Origin of the sequence: Dapis brunnea BLCC-M229 (assembly GCF_050015995.1) — a bacterium.
GTDB lineage: Bacteria > Cyanobacteriota > Cyanobacteriia > Cyanobacteriales > Microcoleaceae > Trichodesmium.
In genome coordinates, this window is the sequence record NZ_JBNHEP010000314.1 from 15,023 (window position 1) to 35,589 (window position 20,567).

Genomic DNA, 20,567 nt, shown 5'->3' on the forward strand with positions numbered 1-20,567 from the left:
GCTAAAATCAAACCTAAAATTCCAAAAAAAGTAGTGAAGAAAATTTGACATCCTAATTCTGTATGTCGCCAATCTGTCAGCTACCCTACCTAACTACCACCAAAATATCACAATTGAAATAGGATTACTATAGAAATTTCCATACTGCTGAGATACAAAATTTTAGGTTTTAGCCAAGAAGCAACAGAGAATTAAAGATACAAGTGAAGTGTACCTCACTAGGTTGAGAAATACTATATTATCTATAAAGCTGCCAAATATTAATTATCAACTATTAACTGTGGGAATTATTTCACAGAATAGAGGATGTTTGTTGCCAGGGATCTAAGATATCTTTGAATAAAGTTTCCTCAATCCAAGTTTTAGCTACTACTGTTAAAGGCAAAGCTAAAATCAAACCTAAAATTCCAAAAAAAGTAGTGAAGAAAATTTGACATCCTAGAGTAACAGCAGGTAAAAGTGAGACTTGTTTTGCCATAACAGTTGGACTTAACCAGTAACTTTCAAGATTCTGAATAATCATGTATAAAATTCCTACTGCAGCTATTTTCCAAGGAGCATCCAAAAGAGCAATCATTATGGGAAAAACTACACTCATAGTCGGACCAATATTAGGAATAAAATTGAGTAAACCTGCCAGCAAAGCATGAGTTAGAACTAAATCAATTTGTAATAGTAATAAACCAATACCACTACAGGTCGCCACAAAAAGAGAGTTAATTACTATTCCACCAAACCAATTGCCTAAAGCTACTTCGCACTTTGATAGAATTTCATCTGCACGTCGCCGATAAAAAGAAGGAAATAAAAGTAATCCTACTCTTCGATAAGCTTGAGCATTAACTAAAAACATTATTGTTAATAGAAATACGAAAAGTACCTGCAAGAATACTATAAAAGTATTAGAAAAAATCTTGAAAAAGTTGCTAAATAACTGAGTACCGAATGTTTGTGTTTGTACTAGCATATCAGTGGCAGTAGGTGGTGCTGGAAATAAATCGGGTCTTTGTCGATATAACTGCACAAGTTGAGAGCGAACTTCTGTAAATACATCAGGTATCAAGGCAATTAATTTTTCAAATTGGGTAATAAAAGGTGGTACAACTAGCAACAAAAATAGCAACATAATTAATGTGGCTAAACTTAAAGTAGCAATTACAGCTAAGTTTCTTTTAATTCCCCATCTATAAAATTTCTGTACTAATCTATTCAAGGCAGTTGCTAAAACTATTGCAGCAAATATTAATAGTACAAGTCGTTGAATTTCCCAAAGGATATATAGGGAAATAAGCAAACTAAAAAAGCCTAACCATTTACCAAAATTCATATTTTTTGTTGTTTTAGAGTTGTTGGAGTTACTACTGCTGTGAAAATTTCAAGTTGAGGAATAAACCATTAAATTTTCTCCCTTGTCTACTTTTCCTCTTTGTCTTCCAAGTAAGTATGTAAATTCATCAATATAAAGTTTTAAAGCACTACCTCGATTCTGGAGGAATAAATCATTAAATTTTCTCCCTTGTCTACTTTTCCTCTTTGTCTTCCAAGTAAGTATGTAAATTCATCAATATAAAGTTTTTAAAGCACTACCTCGATTCTAGCAGTTCAAGAAAATCTCTTAATCTAGCTATTATTATAAAGCTGAAAAGATAAAACTTGAGAAAATTATACTAACAGAAGATTTATAATTAACAGCTCTGTTTAAGAATAGGGTGCTTAGATTCAGAATAGTCTATCGATACTTTGAAACTTTTATCTAACTCTAATTAGATTTTCCATTTATAAATATTATTTGCTGGAGTAAATCCTTGATATTCACTAACTTTAGTTTTGTTGATTGTTATTTTTCCCAGCTATAAAATATAGTATGACTTTTTCAAGTTGGTATAACAGATACCACTTTTTTTCAGATATATAGCCAAGATGAATTAGATTTGGTATTACTTCTTTTAAAGATTAAGTTGGACTTTATAGAGTTTCTCAGTAAGCATGAGGTAAGCTTGTATTTTTATTCCCTATTCCCTATTCCCTGTCTCCTCTCTTGGTGCGCGTTGCACTTTTCTCTTTTGGGAGATTGGATATGGGGAGGAAACCTCGCCATCCCATCCTACGGACTGCTCCGCAAACGACCGCTTTTTCCCCTTGAAAGGGGAGGCTAATAAAGCTGAATTATTTAATTAACTGCTGAGTGCTGAGTGCTAACCGCTTTTTTAATTATTGAACCCTACATTTTTGCAATCCTAATTTTGAGGTGTCATCTAGATGAATTTATCAAAAAATCAAGTCTTATCATTGTCAATAGTTTTACTTTCTTTCATAGTAAATGGATGTACTATCTCGAATAAAAAATTACCACCATCTCCTGAAGTAACTCAAGAGCAGCAACAAAAAGTATTAACTCCTGAAGAAATACACGAAAAAATTTTAACAATTGACGGTCATATTGATTGGCCTTATCGTCAATTTAGATATCCTGATTTTCAACCCAATATCAGACATCAACCAGGAGAATTAGACAGTGGTCAATGGGATATTGTTCGGATGGAAGAAGGTGGATTAGATGCTGTATTTATGGCAATATTTACTGTTCAAAAAGAGCGGAATCAGCAAGGACACGCTCGGGCAAAAGCTGAAGCAATCAAAATGATTGAAATAACAAAAAAGATGGTTGAGTCAAACTCAGAAAAAGTTGAACTTGCCTTAAATCCACAGGATGCTGAACAGCTAGATAAAATGGGGAAAATGGCAATATTTATGGGAATGGAAAATGGCTATCCAATTGGTAGAGATATTAGTAATGTTAAATTTTTCTACGACCAAGGTATTAGATATATAACAATTACCCATTTCAAAAACAATGAACTCGGCGATTCTTCTACTGATGAAAAACAAGAATGGGATGGGTTAAGTGACCTGGGGGAAAAAGTTGTTAAAGAAATGAATCGTTTGGGTATCATGGTCGATATTTCTCACGTCCATGATGATACATTTTGGGATGTAATTAAGTTAACAAAAGCACCAGTCATCGCATCTCATTCTAGTGCTAGGTCTCTAGAAAATCATCCTCGAAATATGAGTGATGAAATGTTAAAAGCTGTTAAAGAGAATGGTGGGGTTGTACAAGTTTGTATTTTTGACACCTATATTAAAAAACTACCCCAGACAGCAGAAAGAAAAAAAGCCATGAAAACAATTGAAAAAGAAATAATTGCCTTTAGACAGGGAAAACTAAGCCAAGCAAAAATAGAAGCACTTAAAGAAAAATATCGTCAAATTAATGAGAAATATCCTAAAAATCAACCTACTATTGCTGATGTAGTAGACCATATAGATTACATGGTAAAAGTTATGGGTATCAATCATGTTGGTATTGGTTCAGATTTAGATGGCGGTGGTGGAGTTTTAGGAATGAATGATGTTTCAGAAATGCCAAATATTACAAAAGAATTAGTAGCACGCGGATATACTGAAGAAGATATTCAAAAAATTTGGGCTGGAAACTTAATGAGAGTTTTTAGTGAAGTGCAAAAAGTAGCGAGAGAAATTCAGAACCAAGAAATATCAGGAAAATAACTTTGTAAAATGATTGACTCAGAATTTTTCCAACTATGATTGAGATTTTCTTTTCGGTTGTATCTGCTGTTTTGCCAGTGGGGTGTATAGTTTTGATTGGTTTTATATTTGGCAAAAATTTTTCCATTGATGAACCGACACTTTCCAAACTGGCTTTGTATGTTTTATTTCCGGCATTATTAACCGATATAATGTATCGAACTACTGTTAGTATTCAGGAAGCAATAGGAATATTTATAGCTTTTGGATTAACTTATCTTTTACTCTGTTTAATCTCTTGGGGAATAGGAAGGAGATTAGGTTTTTCGGAGTCTCTACAAAAAAGTTTATTGGCGACTACAGCTTTACCTAATTCTGGAAATATGGGGTTACCTGTAACTTTATTTGCATTAGGAGAAGCGGGGTTAGAAAGAGCAGTAATTTATTTAATCTCATGGAATATAATTGTGATGAGTACAATGCCTGCCATTCTCAAAGGCGGAGGGTTTCGGTCTAGTATTATTTTTACTTTTAAATTACCGATAATTTGGGGAATGATTTTAGGTGTAATTCTTAACTCATTGAATATTGAATTACCTCTAAAACTTGATGATGGTTTACATATTTTGAGAGAAGCTACAATTCCAGTTGCTTTATTATTGATGGGAATACAAATATCTAAGAATCATTTTAAACCAGGTACTTATGAGTTAGGTGCTAGTTTAATCCGTTTGTTAGGAGGAGCATTTGTTGCTTATTTAGTCGGTAAAATTATGAATTTTGAAATGCTTGATTTACAAGTATTAGTCTTACAAAGTGCTATGCCAAGTGCTTTAACTTCTTTTTTAATAGTTAATGAATTTGGTGGGGATGCGACAAGAACTTCTAAAATTGTAGTAGTATCAACCCTCTTATCTTTTTTTACTTTGCCTATAGTATTGTGGGCGATTGGGGCAACATCTTGATGTTATGCTAATTATTAACTACAATTCTTGCCAAAAGTTAAAAATTATATTATTTAACCGTTAGGCGATTAGCTATAGCAATCCTATTTCAGTTGTAATATTTTGGTAATAAGTAGGTAGGCTTAATTATCGGTACAATAGCAATAAAAATTCACGCGTAGTGGAAACCTTTTGAAGACTAGGTTATAAGTTATTTTTCATATTTTTTATTTTGACCTTTATTTATGCCTACCTACTTGGTTGGGAGCCAGGAGTCAAAATTTTAAAGGTTTTTCGTTAATATTAACTATTCTAAAAATTTTCACAAATCATTTAGAATTGCTATATTTTCAAATTTTTATTTTATATAGCAGGTAACAGGGAACAGTTGGAAAAACATTTCAATTTCTGATACCATTTCTTTGTAAAAATGCGCTTAATAATTTTTCCTCAGACCTTATTACACTAAATATTCTCATCTTTTATTAAGCGCAACTTCATAGAGAAATGATATAAGATTTATCATTAGTAATTGTCAAGAGCCAATTCTTTCTTAGCTGTATCTTTGTTGAAACTATCTATATCGGGACTTACGCATGAGATAGGAAAAACTAGGATTTAAGATTGCTTCCCTTTCGGTCGCAATGACTAAAATATGTTGTATTGTGTAAGTCATATATTAACAACTTTAGGTTATTGATACTTTCGACAATTCCTAATGTTCAAAAAGAGAGTTTCTGGTATTAAACCCCGTTGAAAATTTCTTCTTCCGACCAATTGTTCAGCACTGATAAACATATGTTTAGTCAACATCTCTGAGGACAGTGAACTAGAACAATCTTGATGTATATTTCTCTAATTTAATTGAACATTCTAACTAGATATTATCTGGTAATTTTCTATTAAGTCACATTTCAGTCGATTTCCATTACTTTAATAATCTTTAGCATCAATAAAGCAAACAGGAAATTCATTAATATTTTGAGGATAAAGTGCTTTATTTAGGCTTTGACTATAGTTATCTTTTTGTTCAAAATATGTTCCTACCCCTATCGATATTTTGTTCACAACCAAAATTATTTTCCACTGATAATGTTTGTCATAAGCATATTCCTTAAATTTAGCTATTTTTAATTCATCAAACAACTCAGTTGTGATGCAAAAAACCAATAAATCTGATTTTTCAATTGCTGTTTCTGTTATCTCATCATGTTCCTTATAGCTAGTCCAAAGTCCGGGAGTATCTATTAGTTTAATACCATTCCAATCATAATAAGTAGTTCGGTCAGTAGTAACACCAGCACCAATTTTGATATTGTTCAATTCTGTTAGAGCAGAAATAATAGTAGATTTACCTGCACTATATTGACCAATAAAAGCCAGGGTATTTGTATCTAAATCTTGATGTTCTTGAAGAGTCAGATTTTAGTCTAATTTTTTTTGTTTTCCAATCACTCTATTTCTGGCTTTGACTAAATTTGGCATAATTTTTAAGTAAACTGATAATAAATTAAGACAGGTGAATTTGTCTCCTGTCTTAACAACCTTTGCTTCCCAATGTTGACATTTTTCATGTCACGCAGGAAATAGAATCTACGCAACTTTAGTCTGTGGAGTATCCATTATTATCCATTCTAAAGCCCGGTCTTTTTCTGACCAAGAAAAACATTTTACTTCTATATGGGTCATATTGCTAAAAATTTTATTACTAGCAGTAGTTAAGTTATTGACCCAAGCTGCGTCAGATACAACTGCTTTTTTCTCAAAATTTTTCAGATGTCCCAGAGCAAATTTTAAGTCTTTCCATAAAGCCTCCACAGATATTCCTTGAAACCTTTTAATTTCCACATAAACTCGTAATTTAGTTTGAGATTTTAATCTTTCATCAACCAAATTTTTCACTTTTTCAACGTCGCCTATTTCAATTTTCCCATCAATACTAAAACCAATGATGTTCTGATTTGCTAGAGGTATAATTTCCATCATAGTAGTTTTCTCCTTCTGAGATACTTCTAATTTGAATTTTGTTATTTTTTGGGTAGAGCTTCCTAAGATTTTTTTCCCTTTATACAGTGATTATGATTCCTCTATTTCCTCGATTATGATTCCTCTATTTCCTCAATTTTTCCCTATTAATTCACTGGAAACACTTTGAATTTTTTTGCTAAAACTTGGCTGATTCAACTAGATTTCCATAACTATCACCGCTCAAATAATTTCATCCTAAATCTAATCCAATTGATATCTGAGTAGTTTTAGTTTACTCCCGAATATTAGCCTGGATTAAGAACTGAAAAGAATAACCGTCAGCTTTAGGAATTAAAGGTACTTGCTTAATCTGTTCTATTTGATTTATAGATGCCAATCCCAAATCTCTTTAAGCTTGAGATTTACTATTCCTAATTTATCTGTGGAAGTTATAGATTTTATCTGCTCTGAATAGAAACTTTTAGAGGTTTAATATTCCACAGAGGAAGAATAACTCTTGAACTTAGGAAATCCTTCTTTTTAGCAAGTTTAGTTTTTTTGTAGTTATCGTAAAATCTGAGCATAGAATAGAATACCAAGCTATTTCTGCCATAGCTTGTTTTCCTTGAGAGTTAAATTTAGCTGCCAACTTAAACTATTTGGCTAATACCTGTCAATATTTGTATAGTTTAGCTTGACTACTGCTTTTAACATCAGGGCATAAACCTGCGCTTTTTCCCGAATAAATTGGTCTACTCAGATTACTTCTTCTATTACTGAGTCTTAAGTTTTATTACCTTTCACTTTAAACTTAAAAGCAAAAGGCATAAACCTAATACTTACTCCTACCCTATAACTTAACTTTAACCCAAGTTGATTAAAACTGCCACCAAAAAAGTTCATTTATTTACATTTATTAAAAAAGCTAGTCATTTTTTATGGGTCAATCTCATCCTGACAAAAATACTGATTTCCTCCATACCTGTTCCCAGTGAAGTGTTCCCTAAAGGCGATAATTTTTTGGCTTTCTTCAAAATTGAGATGCACCCAGGACAATTATCAGCTCTGGGTTTGGATTTAAACTTTAGTTTGCAGACTTTACAAGTTTTTCTGCTTTCGTCGTAGCCGTGGTAAATGAATTTGTTCATAGAGGTGGTTTTTAGTTATATACCAACCTTTTTTGTAGTTACAATTCTGAGAGAAAACTATTTATTTTAGTCATGTAAGCTTTAAAGTTTTGAGAATTTGAATAAGGAGCAGTCCCATCATCGTAAAAGTATTTTTGATCTGAAATAAAACCTTCATCTAGAATGCTATAAGAATAATCTTTATAGTCAACCCATTCACCTTTACCAATTCCTAAAGGTTTATAGAAACGATTAACAACTACTCCATTTTCAATAATTCCATAGGGCATTGAAAGTCTTAACCAATATTCAAAATAATTAGATTTATAAAATTTTATATCAAGCTTGCCTTGAATTTCTTTGATTACATTAATTGAACCCACTATTACTCTTTTTACTGTTTTGTTGATCATAATATTTTACTGTATTAAAAATAAGGTCTAAATAAGGTCTAAAGTTTGTCTGCTTTGTTATGGTTCATCTCATCTTTGCCAAAATACTTTTTTCCTCCATACCTATTCCCAGTTAAGTGTTCCCTAAAGACGATATTTTTTTGCCTTTATTCAAAGTTGAGATGCACCCTTTTTTATAGGGTTTCCCAGAGTCATAATATACATCTATTGTAATTTTTATTCTATTCCCTATTCCCTATTCCCTATTAAAGATATTAACTAAACTGTTTCTGATAGAAACGAGTGTAAAGTTCACCTTTTTCTAATAATTCTGAGTGGGTACCTGACTCTAAAATTTCACCATTTTCCATAACTAAAATTCGATGAGCACGCCGCACAGTTGTCAGTCTATGAGCAATAATAAATACAGTCCTCCCCTTCATCAATCTTTCCAACGCTTCTTGTACTAAATATTCAGATTCAGAATCAAGAGAAGAAGTAGCTTCATCTAATATTAATATCCTCGGATTTTCTAATACTGCACGAGCGATCGCTATTCTTTGTCTTTGCCCTCCAGACAAATTAACTCCCCTTTCACCCACCCAAGTTTGATAACCTTCCGGGAGCTTAGTAATAAACTGATGAGCATTAGCAACTTTAGCTGCTTCTTCTACAGCATCAATATTATAATCTAGTTGACCAAAAGCAATATTTTGTGAAATTTTTCCTGAAAATAAAGTTACCTCTTGAGGAACAATTCCAATTTGTCTTCTCAAACTTCTAAGAGTCACTTCTTGAATATTAATATTATCAATTAATATTTCCCCTAACTGAGCATCATAAAATCTAGGTAGTAAATTTACAAGTGTAGTTTTTCCTGCTCCAGAAGCACCCACCAGAGCAATTACTTCTCCTGAATTTACTAACAAATTCATATTTTTTAAAACCTGCTTTTCAGAATTATAAGAAAAACAAACATTCTTATACTCTACTTTTCCCATTATGGCAGGAAGAGTTATTGCATCTGTTTTTTCTATAACTAATGGTTGAATTTTTAACAGTTCAAAAACTCGGTCACAAGAAGCCTCACCTTGTTTAAAATCACTATAATTACTTGTTGTTAAAGAAATCGGATCGATTAACAAAGCCACACCCGTTACATAACTAATAAAACCCTCTCCAGTCAGATTTCCTTGAGATATTTGCCATCCCCCCAATAAAAACAAAAAAACCACACTCATTGCTTCCAAGAAACCGACTACTACAAACTGAAGAGCTTTAACCTTTTCTGCCATGTATTTTGCTTGTCGGTTTTGTTCAGCTTCCACAGAAAATTGAGCAATTTGATACTCCTCAGCAGCAAAAGCTTGAACTACTCTAATACCACTAAATACCTCTGTTATTAAAGCTGATAAATTAGAAATGTGATTTTGACTTTGGTGGGAAAAAGAAAGTAATAACTCTCCAAACCAACCTATTAATAATGCCATCAAAGGTGCAATAATTAGAGTAGCCAGAGTTAATTGCCAATTCAGATAAATCATGTACCCTAGCACAACAATTAATTGTAAAATGCAAGGAACAAATTGGTGAAAAAATTTATTAATAACTTCTCCAGTCCGGTCAATATCTTCCGTAATTCGATAGGAAAGGTCTCCAGTTTTTGAGCTTTCAAAATAACTAATATTGAGTCTTTGTAAGTGAGAATAAACTTGTTTACGCAAATCTAAGGCAATAGTTAAAGCCGCTTTTGCCATGAGAGTATCTTGACCATACTGTACAGTACCCTTAATCAGAAAAATGATAGCTGCTAGACCTGCAAGTTGAGCGATCGCCCCCACATCTCCCCTGCCGATATAACCTGCCATTTCACCCATTAGCCAAGCTAAAATCGGCCAGAAAATAGTAAAAACTAATGTACAGGCCAATGCCTTGACAATTGTTGGCCAATAATTATAAATATATGGTAAAAGCTGCCAATAATTGGAGCTTGATTTCAATATGCCAAGCTTGATTTGATTTTTCAAAATATAAGATTTCTATATTAAAGATAAAAAAAACTTGCTTTTAGTGATTTAGCATGATAAAACCATTTTAACGTCAAGTTGTAGGAAAGTTTGGTGACGTCTAATAGTCCATCCTGCAAAGTAAAGGCCAGCTCAATTTTATTTGGCAGTTTTACTTGAGTTTTATAATTTATGTGATATTCTGTATATGCCAATTTCACAATGATCTGTCCGGTTGTTGGCATAAACCGGGAGTACATCTACTAAACCCCCAATAAAATTTTTACATCTAGTTTAAGGTCCCGCTTCAGAGGCATCTTTAGAAATTAGGATGTAATTATTAATTCAGGTAAAATCCTGTTTTGTAGTAGTTCATTTAATTTGATTAAACAGAGGAATTTATGGAAACATTAGCATTTTCCCATTTAGCCTGTAGCGCAGAAGACTCTGACAATAAAGAGTTTACTGTTTGTGTAGACTTCAAAAAACTATCTAGTGTTGGTGCAATGGGTTTACTATCTGCTGCTACTGTAGTCGGAGCAATGAGCGTAACTGCTGATTCTGCTTCTGCTTATGGCTATGGTAGTTATGGTCGCTCTGGTGGCTATGGTAGCTATGGTGGCTATGGTAGCTATGGTCGTAGCTCTGGTCACTACTATAAAAAAGTTGTTAGTAGCTCCTACAACCGTTCCTATGGTGGTTATGGTCGCTACGGTCGTTACGGTCGCTACGGTGGCTATGGTGGCTACGGCGGTGGCTACGGCGGTGGCTGCGGTGGTGGCTGCGGCTGTTACTAAGCTTTTCGATCGCCTCAAAGTCTACAATATAGAAATTAATTGAGGACTTTGATAATTTTTTTGAAGACTGTGCATAAACAATCTACCTAACATGGTAGCCTAGTAATGCAACTAAGGAAATTTCATAATTTCCTTAGTTAGATAGTCTAAAATTTAACTAAATCCCTTGGAGTTTTATACTTCACGGCATTAGCAAAAATAAAATGTACTTTTTTTGAGTGTCGCACTGCAAAAGATACCCAGAATGCTATAAGGCAATTGGGTAGGCACTCACAAAAAAATCTCAAATATTACTCATCAGAGGAGTTATGGAAACATTAGCATATTCTCATCTAGCTACCGCAGAAGAAAGTTCTACAGTTGAACCTACCTTTGCATCAGTAAACTGGAAAAGATTCTCTAGCTTAGGTATGATGGGTCTTCTGTCAGCCGCTACTATTTTAGGAGCCCTCAGCGCAACTGCTAATTCTGCTGCTGCTTGTTATAACCCTTGTCGTGGTTATGGCCATGGCTATAAATCTTACCGCAAGGGCTATCATAAACCCCATTATCGTCATGCTTCTTACCATGGTCGTCGCCGTCATCATGGATATTATCTTCACTATGGTAGCCGTGGGCACAGAGTTGCTAGGTTGCAACACCAACTAGGAGTAATGGGATATTTCCATCATCACCGTGCGACTGGCTATTTTGGCCGTAAAACTAAGTATGCAGTTAAGTCATTCCAACGTGATGTTGGCTTAAGACCAGATGGCATTGTTGGACCTCGTACTAGAGCAGCTTTAGGTTTTTAGAAATCAAAATTAGCTTTATTGCTGATGAGGTTGAGCAAACTCAGGAAAATCATAGTTTTTCACCTCGCAGTTATTCAAAGTTATCTAATTTAATACCAGGAGCAAAAACCTAAATAGATTGCTCCTGGTAATTATCATAAACTGATGCGACATACTACCACGCCAAGTTTAAAGTATGGCTTATGATTCTTGTTTCGTAGTCCCGGTATCCCCTCGGACAAGGGGGTAATTTCCAAAATAAAGACCCTAAAACCCTTTGTTTTATATTTCTGGCTGGGTTTCGATAGGGACACATAACAATGAAACTCAGGAGGACAATCATGAATTCTGTCTGAGCTTGCCCATAGGGTGAAAATCTGCGGGAACTCCACCTAATTATTCCATATTAACATCGTTCTTGACTATCTACTTTGACTACACTGGATAAATCGGCGTGGATTATTCAGATGAGTTGTAATTCGGGTAAAAACCAGGATTTTCACATTGCTCGAAACAACAATATTGCTAGTAACGTACTGTAGTAAGTATACAGCAGCAGTCAACTTGGCGGTATGAATTACAACTACTCTCTTCAGTCAAAAGACGATTGAGGCTAATTGTTAAGTCGTTAGTTAATTATAACACATTTTTTTGACTACGGATTAAAATCTGTCGAGTAGTTTCAATCCAGCCGTTAAAACTGGCACTTTTCCTACTTACCGAAATTCTACGATGAGAAACTTTGAAAAAAGGCGTTGCTGAATCAAAGGATGAATCTTTACGGAGCAGGTAAATCCCACTTTTTCTTCTACTTCTTCTTTCTCCCTACCTACAATAATCCCGCAAATATGCAACGCCTGAAAAAAAGTATTTTTAAGTAGATTTGGGTAATATTTCAGCTTCTGTTTTTACCCCTTGGCTAACCTTAAAGTTAACTTTGGAGTTACCTTTAATTTTTCCGGATCAGCCAATTTGTAACACTCCCTCTTCTGAGTGTTCCCCGTCGAAAAAAAATTTGTTGTCCAAGGTACTCAAGCAGACGTTAACACAGGCTTACTAACTTCTATAATGTCCTTTTTTCAGTTTTTTGCCAAGGTGGATTAGAAATATACTCACCATAAAACAAACTAAATTTCCAAAAAATTTTCAGCCAATGGAGAATAGTTTGCCTAATATACTGAATGAGTGTGTGGTATTGGTTGACCCTAAATGTAGGAGTTCTTAACATATTTCCTACTCCTCTATGTTAGTGGAAGGTAGTTCTATATACTATTGTAAGATCCTGACTAATCATTCAGGATAGTCCTCTTAATTAAAGTTAATAAAGAGTAGGTTAAGATTCAAAACAACTAGATTTTTTCTGATAGAAGGAAAAATCAACTTTTTGAATCTGATGTAATAGGCTTACTTTCGCAGGACTAAAACAGGACAATGGGAATACCTGACAACCCTTTCAGCAACAGATCCCAATAAAAATCGACCAATACCAGTATGTCCGTGGGAAGGAATTATAATTAACTCCACTTTTTTTTCCTGAGCATAGTCCAAAATTTCTGGACTGGGAGTTCCGATCGCCACACTGAAATTAATACCCTCATATTCATGCCCTGAGAATTGTTCGTGAAACGCCTTTTCCACCTGCTGTTTGCGACTTTGGTCATCAACAGTATGCCACCTTACTCCTGGTTCAGCAGGATTAATACGGGGCAAAACATGAAGCACCCATAAATGAGAAGTATCTGCAACAAATTCTAGAGCCACATTAATTGCCTCAATAGATTCATGGGAAAAATCTATGGGTACAAGTACAGAGTTTTTGGGAAATATACTCATTGGATTTATTTATCTAAACGTTGGTTGAAGACCCGCGCTCTCCATCCCCCCTAACCCCCCCTTGAAAGGGGGAGGAGGGGATCTCAGAGATGGGAAAACCGCAATATATGAGGTTTTCCCAAGGCGTGTGCTATAGTACTTAAATTAAGGCTGCTAGACTAGCACTGTCAGCACCATTCCCTCGCTCATGGGGTAGACCCCTAAGACCGCGCTGGCAAGTCTTTAGGAGCGTGCCTTTAGACCGGAAAGAAGCTCGACCTTGGAGGCAAGTACCATATTTCGCTTTCGCTTTCGCTTCGCGACATGAAACGCGACATGAAAAGCGCAGCTCGTCTGCAAGAGGCAGCAGAAAGCCCCTATCAGCGATGTTTCGCTGCGCGAGATGAAAAGGGAATCCCGCGTTGTTGCAGGGGCGCAACGTCGCGAGGATGTCAATTAGACATCTGGTGAAAATTAAAAATCAAATCAATTCTCATCCAGAAATTATCTATTCTTTCTTCCTGTTCCCAGTTAAGTGTTCCCTCTTTTCCGGAGATGTTAATTATAGATAAACAGAAGAGTTTGCGGAAAAATTGGATTTCAAGCCTCTCCCTTAAGCAGCATGGCTGTTTCAAAATATCATAAGTCAAAGATTTGGCGAGATAGGGGAATAAGGAATCAACCAAAATTTGCTGATTTTTCGGTGTTGCACAATCAGGAATGACGAAATCCGAAAGTAGATATTTTTGGATAGCTCTTTCCTTAATATATGTACAGTTGAAAATTTATTATCATTCTATAATATGCAACCCCGATTTTTCAGCAAATTTAGTCATGAAAATCTGAACTATTTAGTCAATTAACAGGTATCATCTCTCCTTTTCTGAGACGACTCATATAATTTTGCAAATCCTTTGCTACTTGACCACACAAAAAATAGCCACCCAAAATATTAGGAAAAGCCATTGACAGTAAAGTAGCATCACTAAAATTAATTACAGAAGATGGGTTAGATACCGAACCGACAAAAGCAGCAACCAAAAACAAGATTTTGTAAATAATTAAGCCTCTACCACCAGACAAATAATCCCAACAACGTTCGCCGTAGTAACTCCAAGAAATCATCGTGGAAAACGCAAAACAGAAAACAGCGATCGCCAATAAAATAGGAAACCATGTCACAACAGTACCAAAAGCAGCAGAAGTTAACTCAGCTCCTTTCTTCGCTTCCCGCAAAGCAGCAAACTCCTCAGCATTATATACATTAGTAATGACAATCACCAAAGCCGTCATATTGCAGACAACAATAGTGTCAATAAACGGTTCTAACAGGGCGACTAAACCTTCACGAATAGGTTCATCAGTTCTAGCAGCAGAGTGAGCGATCGCTGCCGAACCCACACCAGCTTCATTAGAAAAAGCCGAACGTTGAAACCCTTGAATAATCACACCAATAATTCCACCCTCTACTGCTTTAGGAGCAAAAGCACCAGAAATAATAGTAGCGATCGCCCCAGGAATTTCGGTAATATTAGCCAGGAGAATAAATAGGGAAGCCAAAACATAGAGCAGACACATCACAGGGACAAGAGTACCTGCCACCATACCAATACGCTGAATACCACCAAGAATTACCAACCCGACCAAAACTACTAGTACTAAACCATAAACCCAACTAGGTAAACCTGGTAATACAGTAGAAACGGCACCATAAGACTGATTTGCTTGGAACATATTAGCGCCACCGAAAGCAGCAGAAATACACAATACAGAGAATAGGACAGCGATAACTCTGCCTAAATTTCCCTGCCCCATTTCTGCTAAACCTGCCGATAGGTAGCGCATTGGTCCACCAGAAATAGTACCATCAGGTTTAATAATGCGATATTTTTGAGCGAGGGTACATTCGACAAATTTACTGGTCATCCCAAAAAAACCAGCCATCGTCAACCAGAATGCAGCCCCAGGTCCGCCAACACTAACCGCTACAGCCACACCTGCAATATTGCCTAATCCTACAGTTCCCGATAATGCTGTAGCCAAAGCTTGAAAGTGTGAGACTTCTCCTCGATCTTCAGGGTCATCATATCTACCTCTAACGATATCAATAGCGTGTTTAAAAGCCCGAATATTGATAAATTGCATTCTAATAGTGAAAAAAATTGCACCAATAATCAGCCATAAAACAATTAAAGGGAAACCACCGATACTAAAGAAAAGGATGCTAAATATTACATCTACAAAACTTGAAAAAGCTCGATCTATGCTTGTGATAAAACTATCTGCTGTTTCTGGTTCTGCTGCCAAAGCAACAGTTGGTATTAACATAAACAGGAGAATATATAGCCAAATTCGTCTTTTCATTTTGAACTTTACCTACTAATCATTTTTCTTAACTAAACATTTATACCATAAAAGTCTAAATATTCAGGCATAGTAAAGGAAGCATTAAACTTTGTTATGATAAGTACCTGTGCAAAATTAATTTAACCTTTTTAAGGACGTAGGGAAAAAAATATACTTGTCTACTTGATTAAGTATAGCAATCCTATTTAAGTTGTAATATTTTTGTGCCAGTTAGGAGGACCGAGTCAGTCATCAGGAGTCATAATTTTCCAGGTTTTCAGTTCAAATTAGCTATTATAAAAATTATCATAACCAATGGGCGGATTGCTATATATCCTTGTCATGGGGAGATGGGGAGATGGGGAGATGGCGAGATGGGGAGATGGCAATCAAATATAGCATTATTATTGAGAAATGGTATAAAGCAAAAAAATCATTAGCAACTTGTTCATAAGGTAAAAGTAGATTAACTTCATCTAACCCTAATACTCTCGAAGAATATTGATTTGCGGATGTAAATATTTTTGGAAATAGTTAGTGCATTTAAGACTTTTATACCAAATCCGGTATAGGTAAAACCGTTATATCTCGCCCTGTAGAGACCTTGCATGCAAGGTCTCTACAGGGTTTTTGCGGTTTACTGAAAACTGGTCTTTTTAAACCGGATTTGGTATTAGGTAAAGGATTGTGCCAAAAATTATCTTACCTTGGAGCTAAATCCAAAGAATATGATGTCCGGTTGAATACTTATGAATAAGGATGAAGGAGTCAGTCCTCAGGAGGGAAGAAGAAGGAATAAGAGAAGAAAGTTTTTTATAACTAATTAAACGAACATGATATAAGAGGCAATACTAATACAAAAACAGCGCAAAAAAGAATCAAGATTGCTTAAGTCTTTTTGTGCTGTTTCAAAAAAAATAATCGTACTATTCGACTATTAATTTATCCCTCGGCTAGGTCTAAAATTATTTTCATTAAAAAATAAGTTTAACCCATCAAGTTAGGAGCTTTGATTTTAATCAAACTATGATGTTTGATAATTTATTTTTCACAACGTTATTCAAGATAAATATTATTATTTATCTTCAGAAAACGGTTTATATAATAGATATAATCAATTGTTAATTAGTCGTCGTTGCCGATTATCTGGAGGTGGTATGGAAGGAGCAGGAATAGTATTATTTGGTTGAGTATAATCTCCGCGTTCCAGTACAATATTAAAAGCAGAGAAAAAACAGTTTAGACTCTGGTTATCCACAGGTACTTGATAACCTAAAATTTTAATGACTGTATTGAGAGAAAGATTTGTCAGTTGACTAAGTATAAGTGTAGCGATCTCTATAGTTTTGTCGAGAGTCATCTTTAAGATGACTTAAACTAAAAGCCTAGGGATTTCAATCCTTGGTGATTCATGATTGTCTGAAGTTTTGCAGCTTTTTCATCAGCCTAGAAATTTATACGAAATACAAAAAATTGTGCTGCTTACCAATCTCCCCATCAATCTTTGGTAGCAAACATTAACGTATTTCATATTATTTCTAGAATCACAGCAGAAGCGATCTAAAGATGACTAAAGGTAGCTGATTTATTATGGCTAATTAATAACACTTGATATTGGAAATAGACCATTATCCAAAACAACGAAATACTATAGGTATAAATATCAGTATAAATAGTTTAGCAACCTGTTCTGATCGAACAAAATTTGCCAACGTCAAAGCCTACAAAAAAGCCAAAAAACGATTAGCTCGTCATCAACATTGGGAAGAGAGAAGAAATACAGAGATAATAGGGAGAAGCAACTTTTTTATACTGATGCTACCAGATGTGACATTAAATCTAAATCCTATCGAAAGGATTAATTTGCTGAAATCATTTCTCCCGTTTGTAAACGTTTCATATAATTTTCTAGGTCTGTTGCAACTTTACCACAGAGGAAATAAGTACCGAGCAAACTAGGAAAAGCGAGAGTTATTTTCAGGGCGTCAGCAAATTGAATTACTGCTTCTGGATTAGTAACTGTACCCACAAAGACACCTATTAAGAACAATACCTTATATATAATCACACTCCGATCTCCAAATAAATATTGCCAGCAAACTTGACCATAGTAACTACTAGAAATCATGGTAGACAAGGCAAACAAAAATATACAAACTGTCAAAACAGAAGGAAACCAACCAATAACAGAAGTAAAAGCAGCTAAAGTCAATTCCGAACCACCAAGATTGGCAAATTCTGGATTATTATAAACCCCAGTAATAATAACTACTAAAGCAGTCATATTACAGATGACTATAGTATCAATAAATGGTTCTAGTAATGCTACAATACCTTCCCGAATAGGTTCATCCGTCTTCGCTGTAGCATGAGCGATCGCGGCCAAACCCAACCCTGCTTCATTAGAAAAAGCAGCACGTCGGAACCCCTGGACTAGCGCCCCAACCAAACCACCTGCCATAGCTTGGGGAACAAAAGCACCATGAATAATGCTGATTAGAGCATTAGGAATAGCCGTCAAGTTAGCCAAAATCACCCACAGAGCAGCGAAAAAGTATACGCCACACATTGCAGGTACGATAGCAGCAGCCACTCCAGCAATACGTTGGATACCTCCAATAATCACCAACCCCACTATTAATACTAGAACCAATCCATAGATCCAGGTTCTTTCGGCAACAAATGGTAGGACATTAGCAACAACTACTTGAGACTGGTTAGACTGAAATATACTCGAACTACCCAATACTGCCAAAATATTGAAAAATGCAAACATTCCTGCTAAAATTTGACCTAATTTTTTTTGCCCCAAATCACCTAAACCTATTGACAGGTAATACATCGGTCCTCCAGCCACCGTACCATCTGGGTTAAAAATGCGATATTTTTGAGCTAAGGTACACTCAATAAACTTGGTACTCATGCCTAAGAAACCTGCGATCGTCATCCAAAAAGCTGCACCTGGTCCCCCTAAACTAATAGCAATAGCAACTCCGGCAATATTTCCTAGCCCTACGGTTCCAGATAGGGCAGTAGCGACAGCTTGAAAATGGGAAACTTCCCCTTCGTCATTGGGGTCGTCATATTTACCCAAAATAACATCAATAGCGTGTTTAAAGGCTCGAAGATTAATAAACTGCATTCGGATAGTAAAAAAGAGACCACCACTAATTAGCCAAAGTACAATAAGTGGTATGCCTTGATCGCCTCCTATACTATAAAAAATGATAGCATCTATATTTTTTAATAAATCAGAAAAATTAGCAGAAATCCAATCTAACATTTAGTTTAGTCGTTCCTATTTTAAAGTCAAGTATCAGTTTATTTTAGCACTTAAATATTGTTTTTTAGGTAAATTTTAAATACTTTTTTCAAGCTGATGTGTCTCACACTAATGGGCATGATTAATCTCAAATCATATAAAATATACCAATTTTAAGGGAATTAACTTCTAGATTTTTAAGGAATAGTCAAATGAGTAGATATGATTTCTGATTGGCATAGCCATTATGAATAGATACTTTAAAAGCAAAATTTATTACCTGGTCATCAATTAAGTTAATTTTAGAGAGAAATTACTTGATCAACTTGGGAAAAAGTTGATTTTTTTTTATAGCATTATCGTCTATCTGTCGCGATATAATTCCTGTTATTGTCACCCCGTGAGACCAATTTCATAAAATATTGCAGAGCGTGACTTTGTTCTTAGGAGTCAGGAGTCAGGAGTCAGAAGTCAGGAGGTAAGAATTTATATTATTTATTTGGTCTGAGAGTAAAAGTGTTTCATAATTGACCAAAAATAGTTCTTAAATGATAATAAATTGTTTTTTTATCAAGGGATAATTTGATTTCCCCCCCCTACATCGGCCGCAAAATTACTAACAGTTTTGCGATCATTTTACTGTAACTATCTATGCATGAATTTGGTATTACAGTAGGGGAAAACAGCTTGAAAGCTCCTACAACACCAAATCTTATTCCTTAAGGCTTGAATAATTAGGATGCTACCGGATTTGATATGACACAACCTTCCTGTTTATGCTCTCAATATTTTTAGCTTAGGACTTACGCAGATACCATGTATGTAGTGTTAAAAACTATAGTGCTACAGTTTTTGCACTCTATATATAGTGCCCCTGCGTAAGTCCTGTAGCTTTTGCTGGTTTCCCCCTAAAAAAAGTAGTGATGAATGCAGGTCATCTGCGGACAATAAAAGTAATACCAGTTTCACAAAATAATGCTATATTAACTTTTTTTTGTAGTTGGGGAAGACCAGGATTTGGCTATATAGGAAAATTCAATAAAGAGCAAGGTTTTTCCCTATTTCCTATTTCCTATTCCCTACTCCCTTTTTTACTGTAACGACCTTTTTTGAATTTGGGATAATTTACCAACCAATATCCTGACATATTTAGGACTACAAAAAAATTCACGCCTGTGAGAATTAATTGCACAAACGATTCTCGCTTCTCTCGATCGGCTTGATGAAAAATTGGTATCAGAGGTAAAATATAGGTATTTATAATCATGTTATAATATAATTGTATTCATATCCACTTCTATTTCCAAAGTTTACTGTAATTTATACAGCATCAATAGGAGCATAAAGCGGTTAACTTTGTTACAATTTTCCATAATTATAGTTCTTTTAATTATATTCAATAAAGAAAAAACTTTACGAAAAAACTATGTAATTTGTATTGATTAATACAGCTAATTGGGGATTAAAGCTTTGAAATAGATACTGTTATTTATATTTTAACAAATAACTAAATGTTAATTAATTATTAAGTAATTATATAGTTATGTAAATGTTCGCATATAAATCTTCAGGGAATCAAATGTAATTCAAG

General features: G+C 34.8%; 14 protein-coding genes. 4 read left to right on the plus strand and 10 right to left on the minus strand.

Annotation, left to right across the window (positions count from 1 at the left end):
- Positions 1–292 precede the first annotated feature (292 nt).
- Positions 293–1,327 carry an AI-2E family transporter gene (locus ACP6PM_RS36145; protein WP_426591710.1) on the minus strand — a complete coding sequence of 345 codons (1,035 nt, stop codon included), beginning with the start codon at positions 1,325–1,327 and terminating at the stop codon, positions 293–295.
- 932 nt (positions 1,328–2,259) lie between these two features.
- Here ACP6PM_RS36145 and ACP6PM_RS36150 point away from each other — a divergent pair.
- Both ACP6PM_RS36150 and ACP6PM_RS36155 read left to right on the plus strand, forming a co-directional pair.
- On the plus strand, positions 2,260–3,570 hold the full coding sequence (locus ACP6PM_RS36150; protein WP_426591711.1) for a dipeptidase: 1,311 nt from the start codon (positions 2,260–2,262) through the stop codon (positions 3,568–3,570).
- A gap of 35 nt (positions 3,571–3,605) precedes the next feature.
- A complete protein-coding gene (locus ACP6PM_RS36155) occupies positions 3,606–4,514 on the plus strand; it encodes an AEC family transporter (protein ID WP_426591712.1) in 909 nt (302 codons plus the stop codon).
- Positions 4,515–5,426: 912 nt separating this feature from the next.
- On the opposite strand, the gene ACP6PM_RS36160 is transcribed toward ACP6PM_RS36155, so the two are convergent.
- From ACP6PM_RS36160 to ACP6PM_RS36175, 4 genes are all read right to left on the minus strand, one after another.
- A complete protein-coding gene (locus tag ACP6PM_RS36160) occupies positions 5,427–5,915 on the minus strand; it encodes a GTPase domain-containing protein (RefSeq protein WP_426591737.1) in 489 nt (162 codons plus the stop codon).
- Between the two features lie 171 nt (positions 5,916–6,086).
- Complete coding sequence (locus tag ACP6PM_RS36165) at positions 6,087–6,479, minus strand: SpoIIAA family protein (RefSeq protein WP_426591713.1); 393 nt, start codon at positions 6,477–6,479, stop codon at positions 6,087–6,089.
- Positions 6,480–7,647: 1,168 nt separating this feature from the next.
- Positions 7,648–8,001 (minus strand): hypothetical protein, encoded by a 354-nt coding sequence (locus ACP6PM_RS36170; protein ID WP_426591714.1) that lies wholly within the window; start codon positions 7,999–8,001, stop codon positions 7,648–7,650.
- A 254-nt stretch (positions 8,002–8,255) separates the two neighbouring features.
- On the minus strand, positions 8,256–9,980 hold the full coding sequence (locus ACP6PM_RS36175; RefSeq protein WP_426591738.1) for an ABC transporter ATP-binding protein: 1,725 nt from the start codon (positions 9,978–9,980) through the stop codon (positions 8,256–8,258).
- 407 nt (positions 9,981–10,387) lie between these two features.
- Between ACP6PM_RS36175 and ACP6PM_RS36180 the strand changes: the two genes are divergently transcribed.
- A complete protein-coding gene (locus ACP6PM_RS36180; protein ID WP_426591715.1) occupies positions 10,388–10,783 on the plus strand; it encodes a hypothetical protein in 396 nt (131 codons plus the stop codon).
- Positions 10,784–11,091: 308 nt separating this feature from the next.
- Positions 11,092–11,577 carry a peptidoglycan-binding domain-containing protein gene (locus tag ACP6PM_RS36185; protein ID WP_426591716.1) on the plus strand — a complete coding sequence of 162 codons (486 nt, stop codon included), beginning with the start codon at positions 11,092–11,094 and terminating at the stop codon, positions 11,575–11,577.
- Positions 11,578–12,960: 1,383 nt separating this feature from the next.
- Here ACP6PM_RS36185 and ACP6PM_RS36190 read toward each other — a convergent pair.
- The 5 genes from ACP6PM_RS36190 to ACP6PM_RS36210 form a co-directional block, all read right to left on the minus strand.
- Entirely contained in the window at positions 12,961–13,389 is a 429-nt protein-coding gene (locus ACP6PM_RS36190) for a universal stress protein (protein ID WP_426591717.1), read from the minus strand.
- A gap of 834 nt (positions 13,390–14,223) precedes the next feature.
- Positions 14,224–15,732, minus strand: coding sequence for an alanine/glycine:cation symporter family protein (locus ACP6PM_RS36195; RefSeq protein ID WP_426591719.1), 1,509 nt, complete (start codon positions 15,730–15,732; stop codon positions 14,224–14,226).
- Between the two features lie 1,096 nt (positions 15,733–16,828).
- Entirely contained in the window at positions 16,829–17,074 is a 246-nt protein-coding gene (locus ACP6PM_RS36200; protein ID WP_426591720.1) for a hypothetical protein, read from the minus strand.
- Positions 17,075–17,572: 498 nt separating this feature from the next.
- Positions 17,573–18,997 carry an alanine/glycine:cation symporter family protein gene (locus ACP6PM_RS36205; protein ID WP_426591721.1) on the minus strand — a complete coding sequence of 475 codons (1,425 nt, stop codon included), beginning with the start codon at positions 18,995–18,997 and terminating at the stop codon, positions 17,573–17,575.
- A gap of 1,051 nt (positions 18,998–20,048) precedes the next feature.
- On the minus strand, positions 20,049–20,243 hold the full coding sequence (locus ACP6PM_RS36210; protein ID WP_426591723.1) for a hypothetical protein: 195 nt from the start codon (positions 20,241–20,243) through the stop codon (positions 20,049–20,051).
- Between the last annotated feature and the right edge of the window lie 324 nt (positions 20,244–20,567).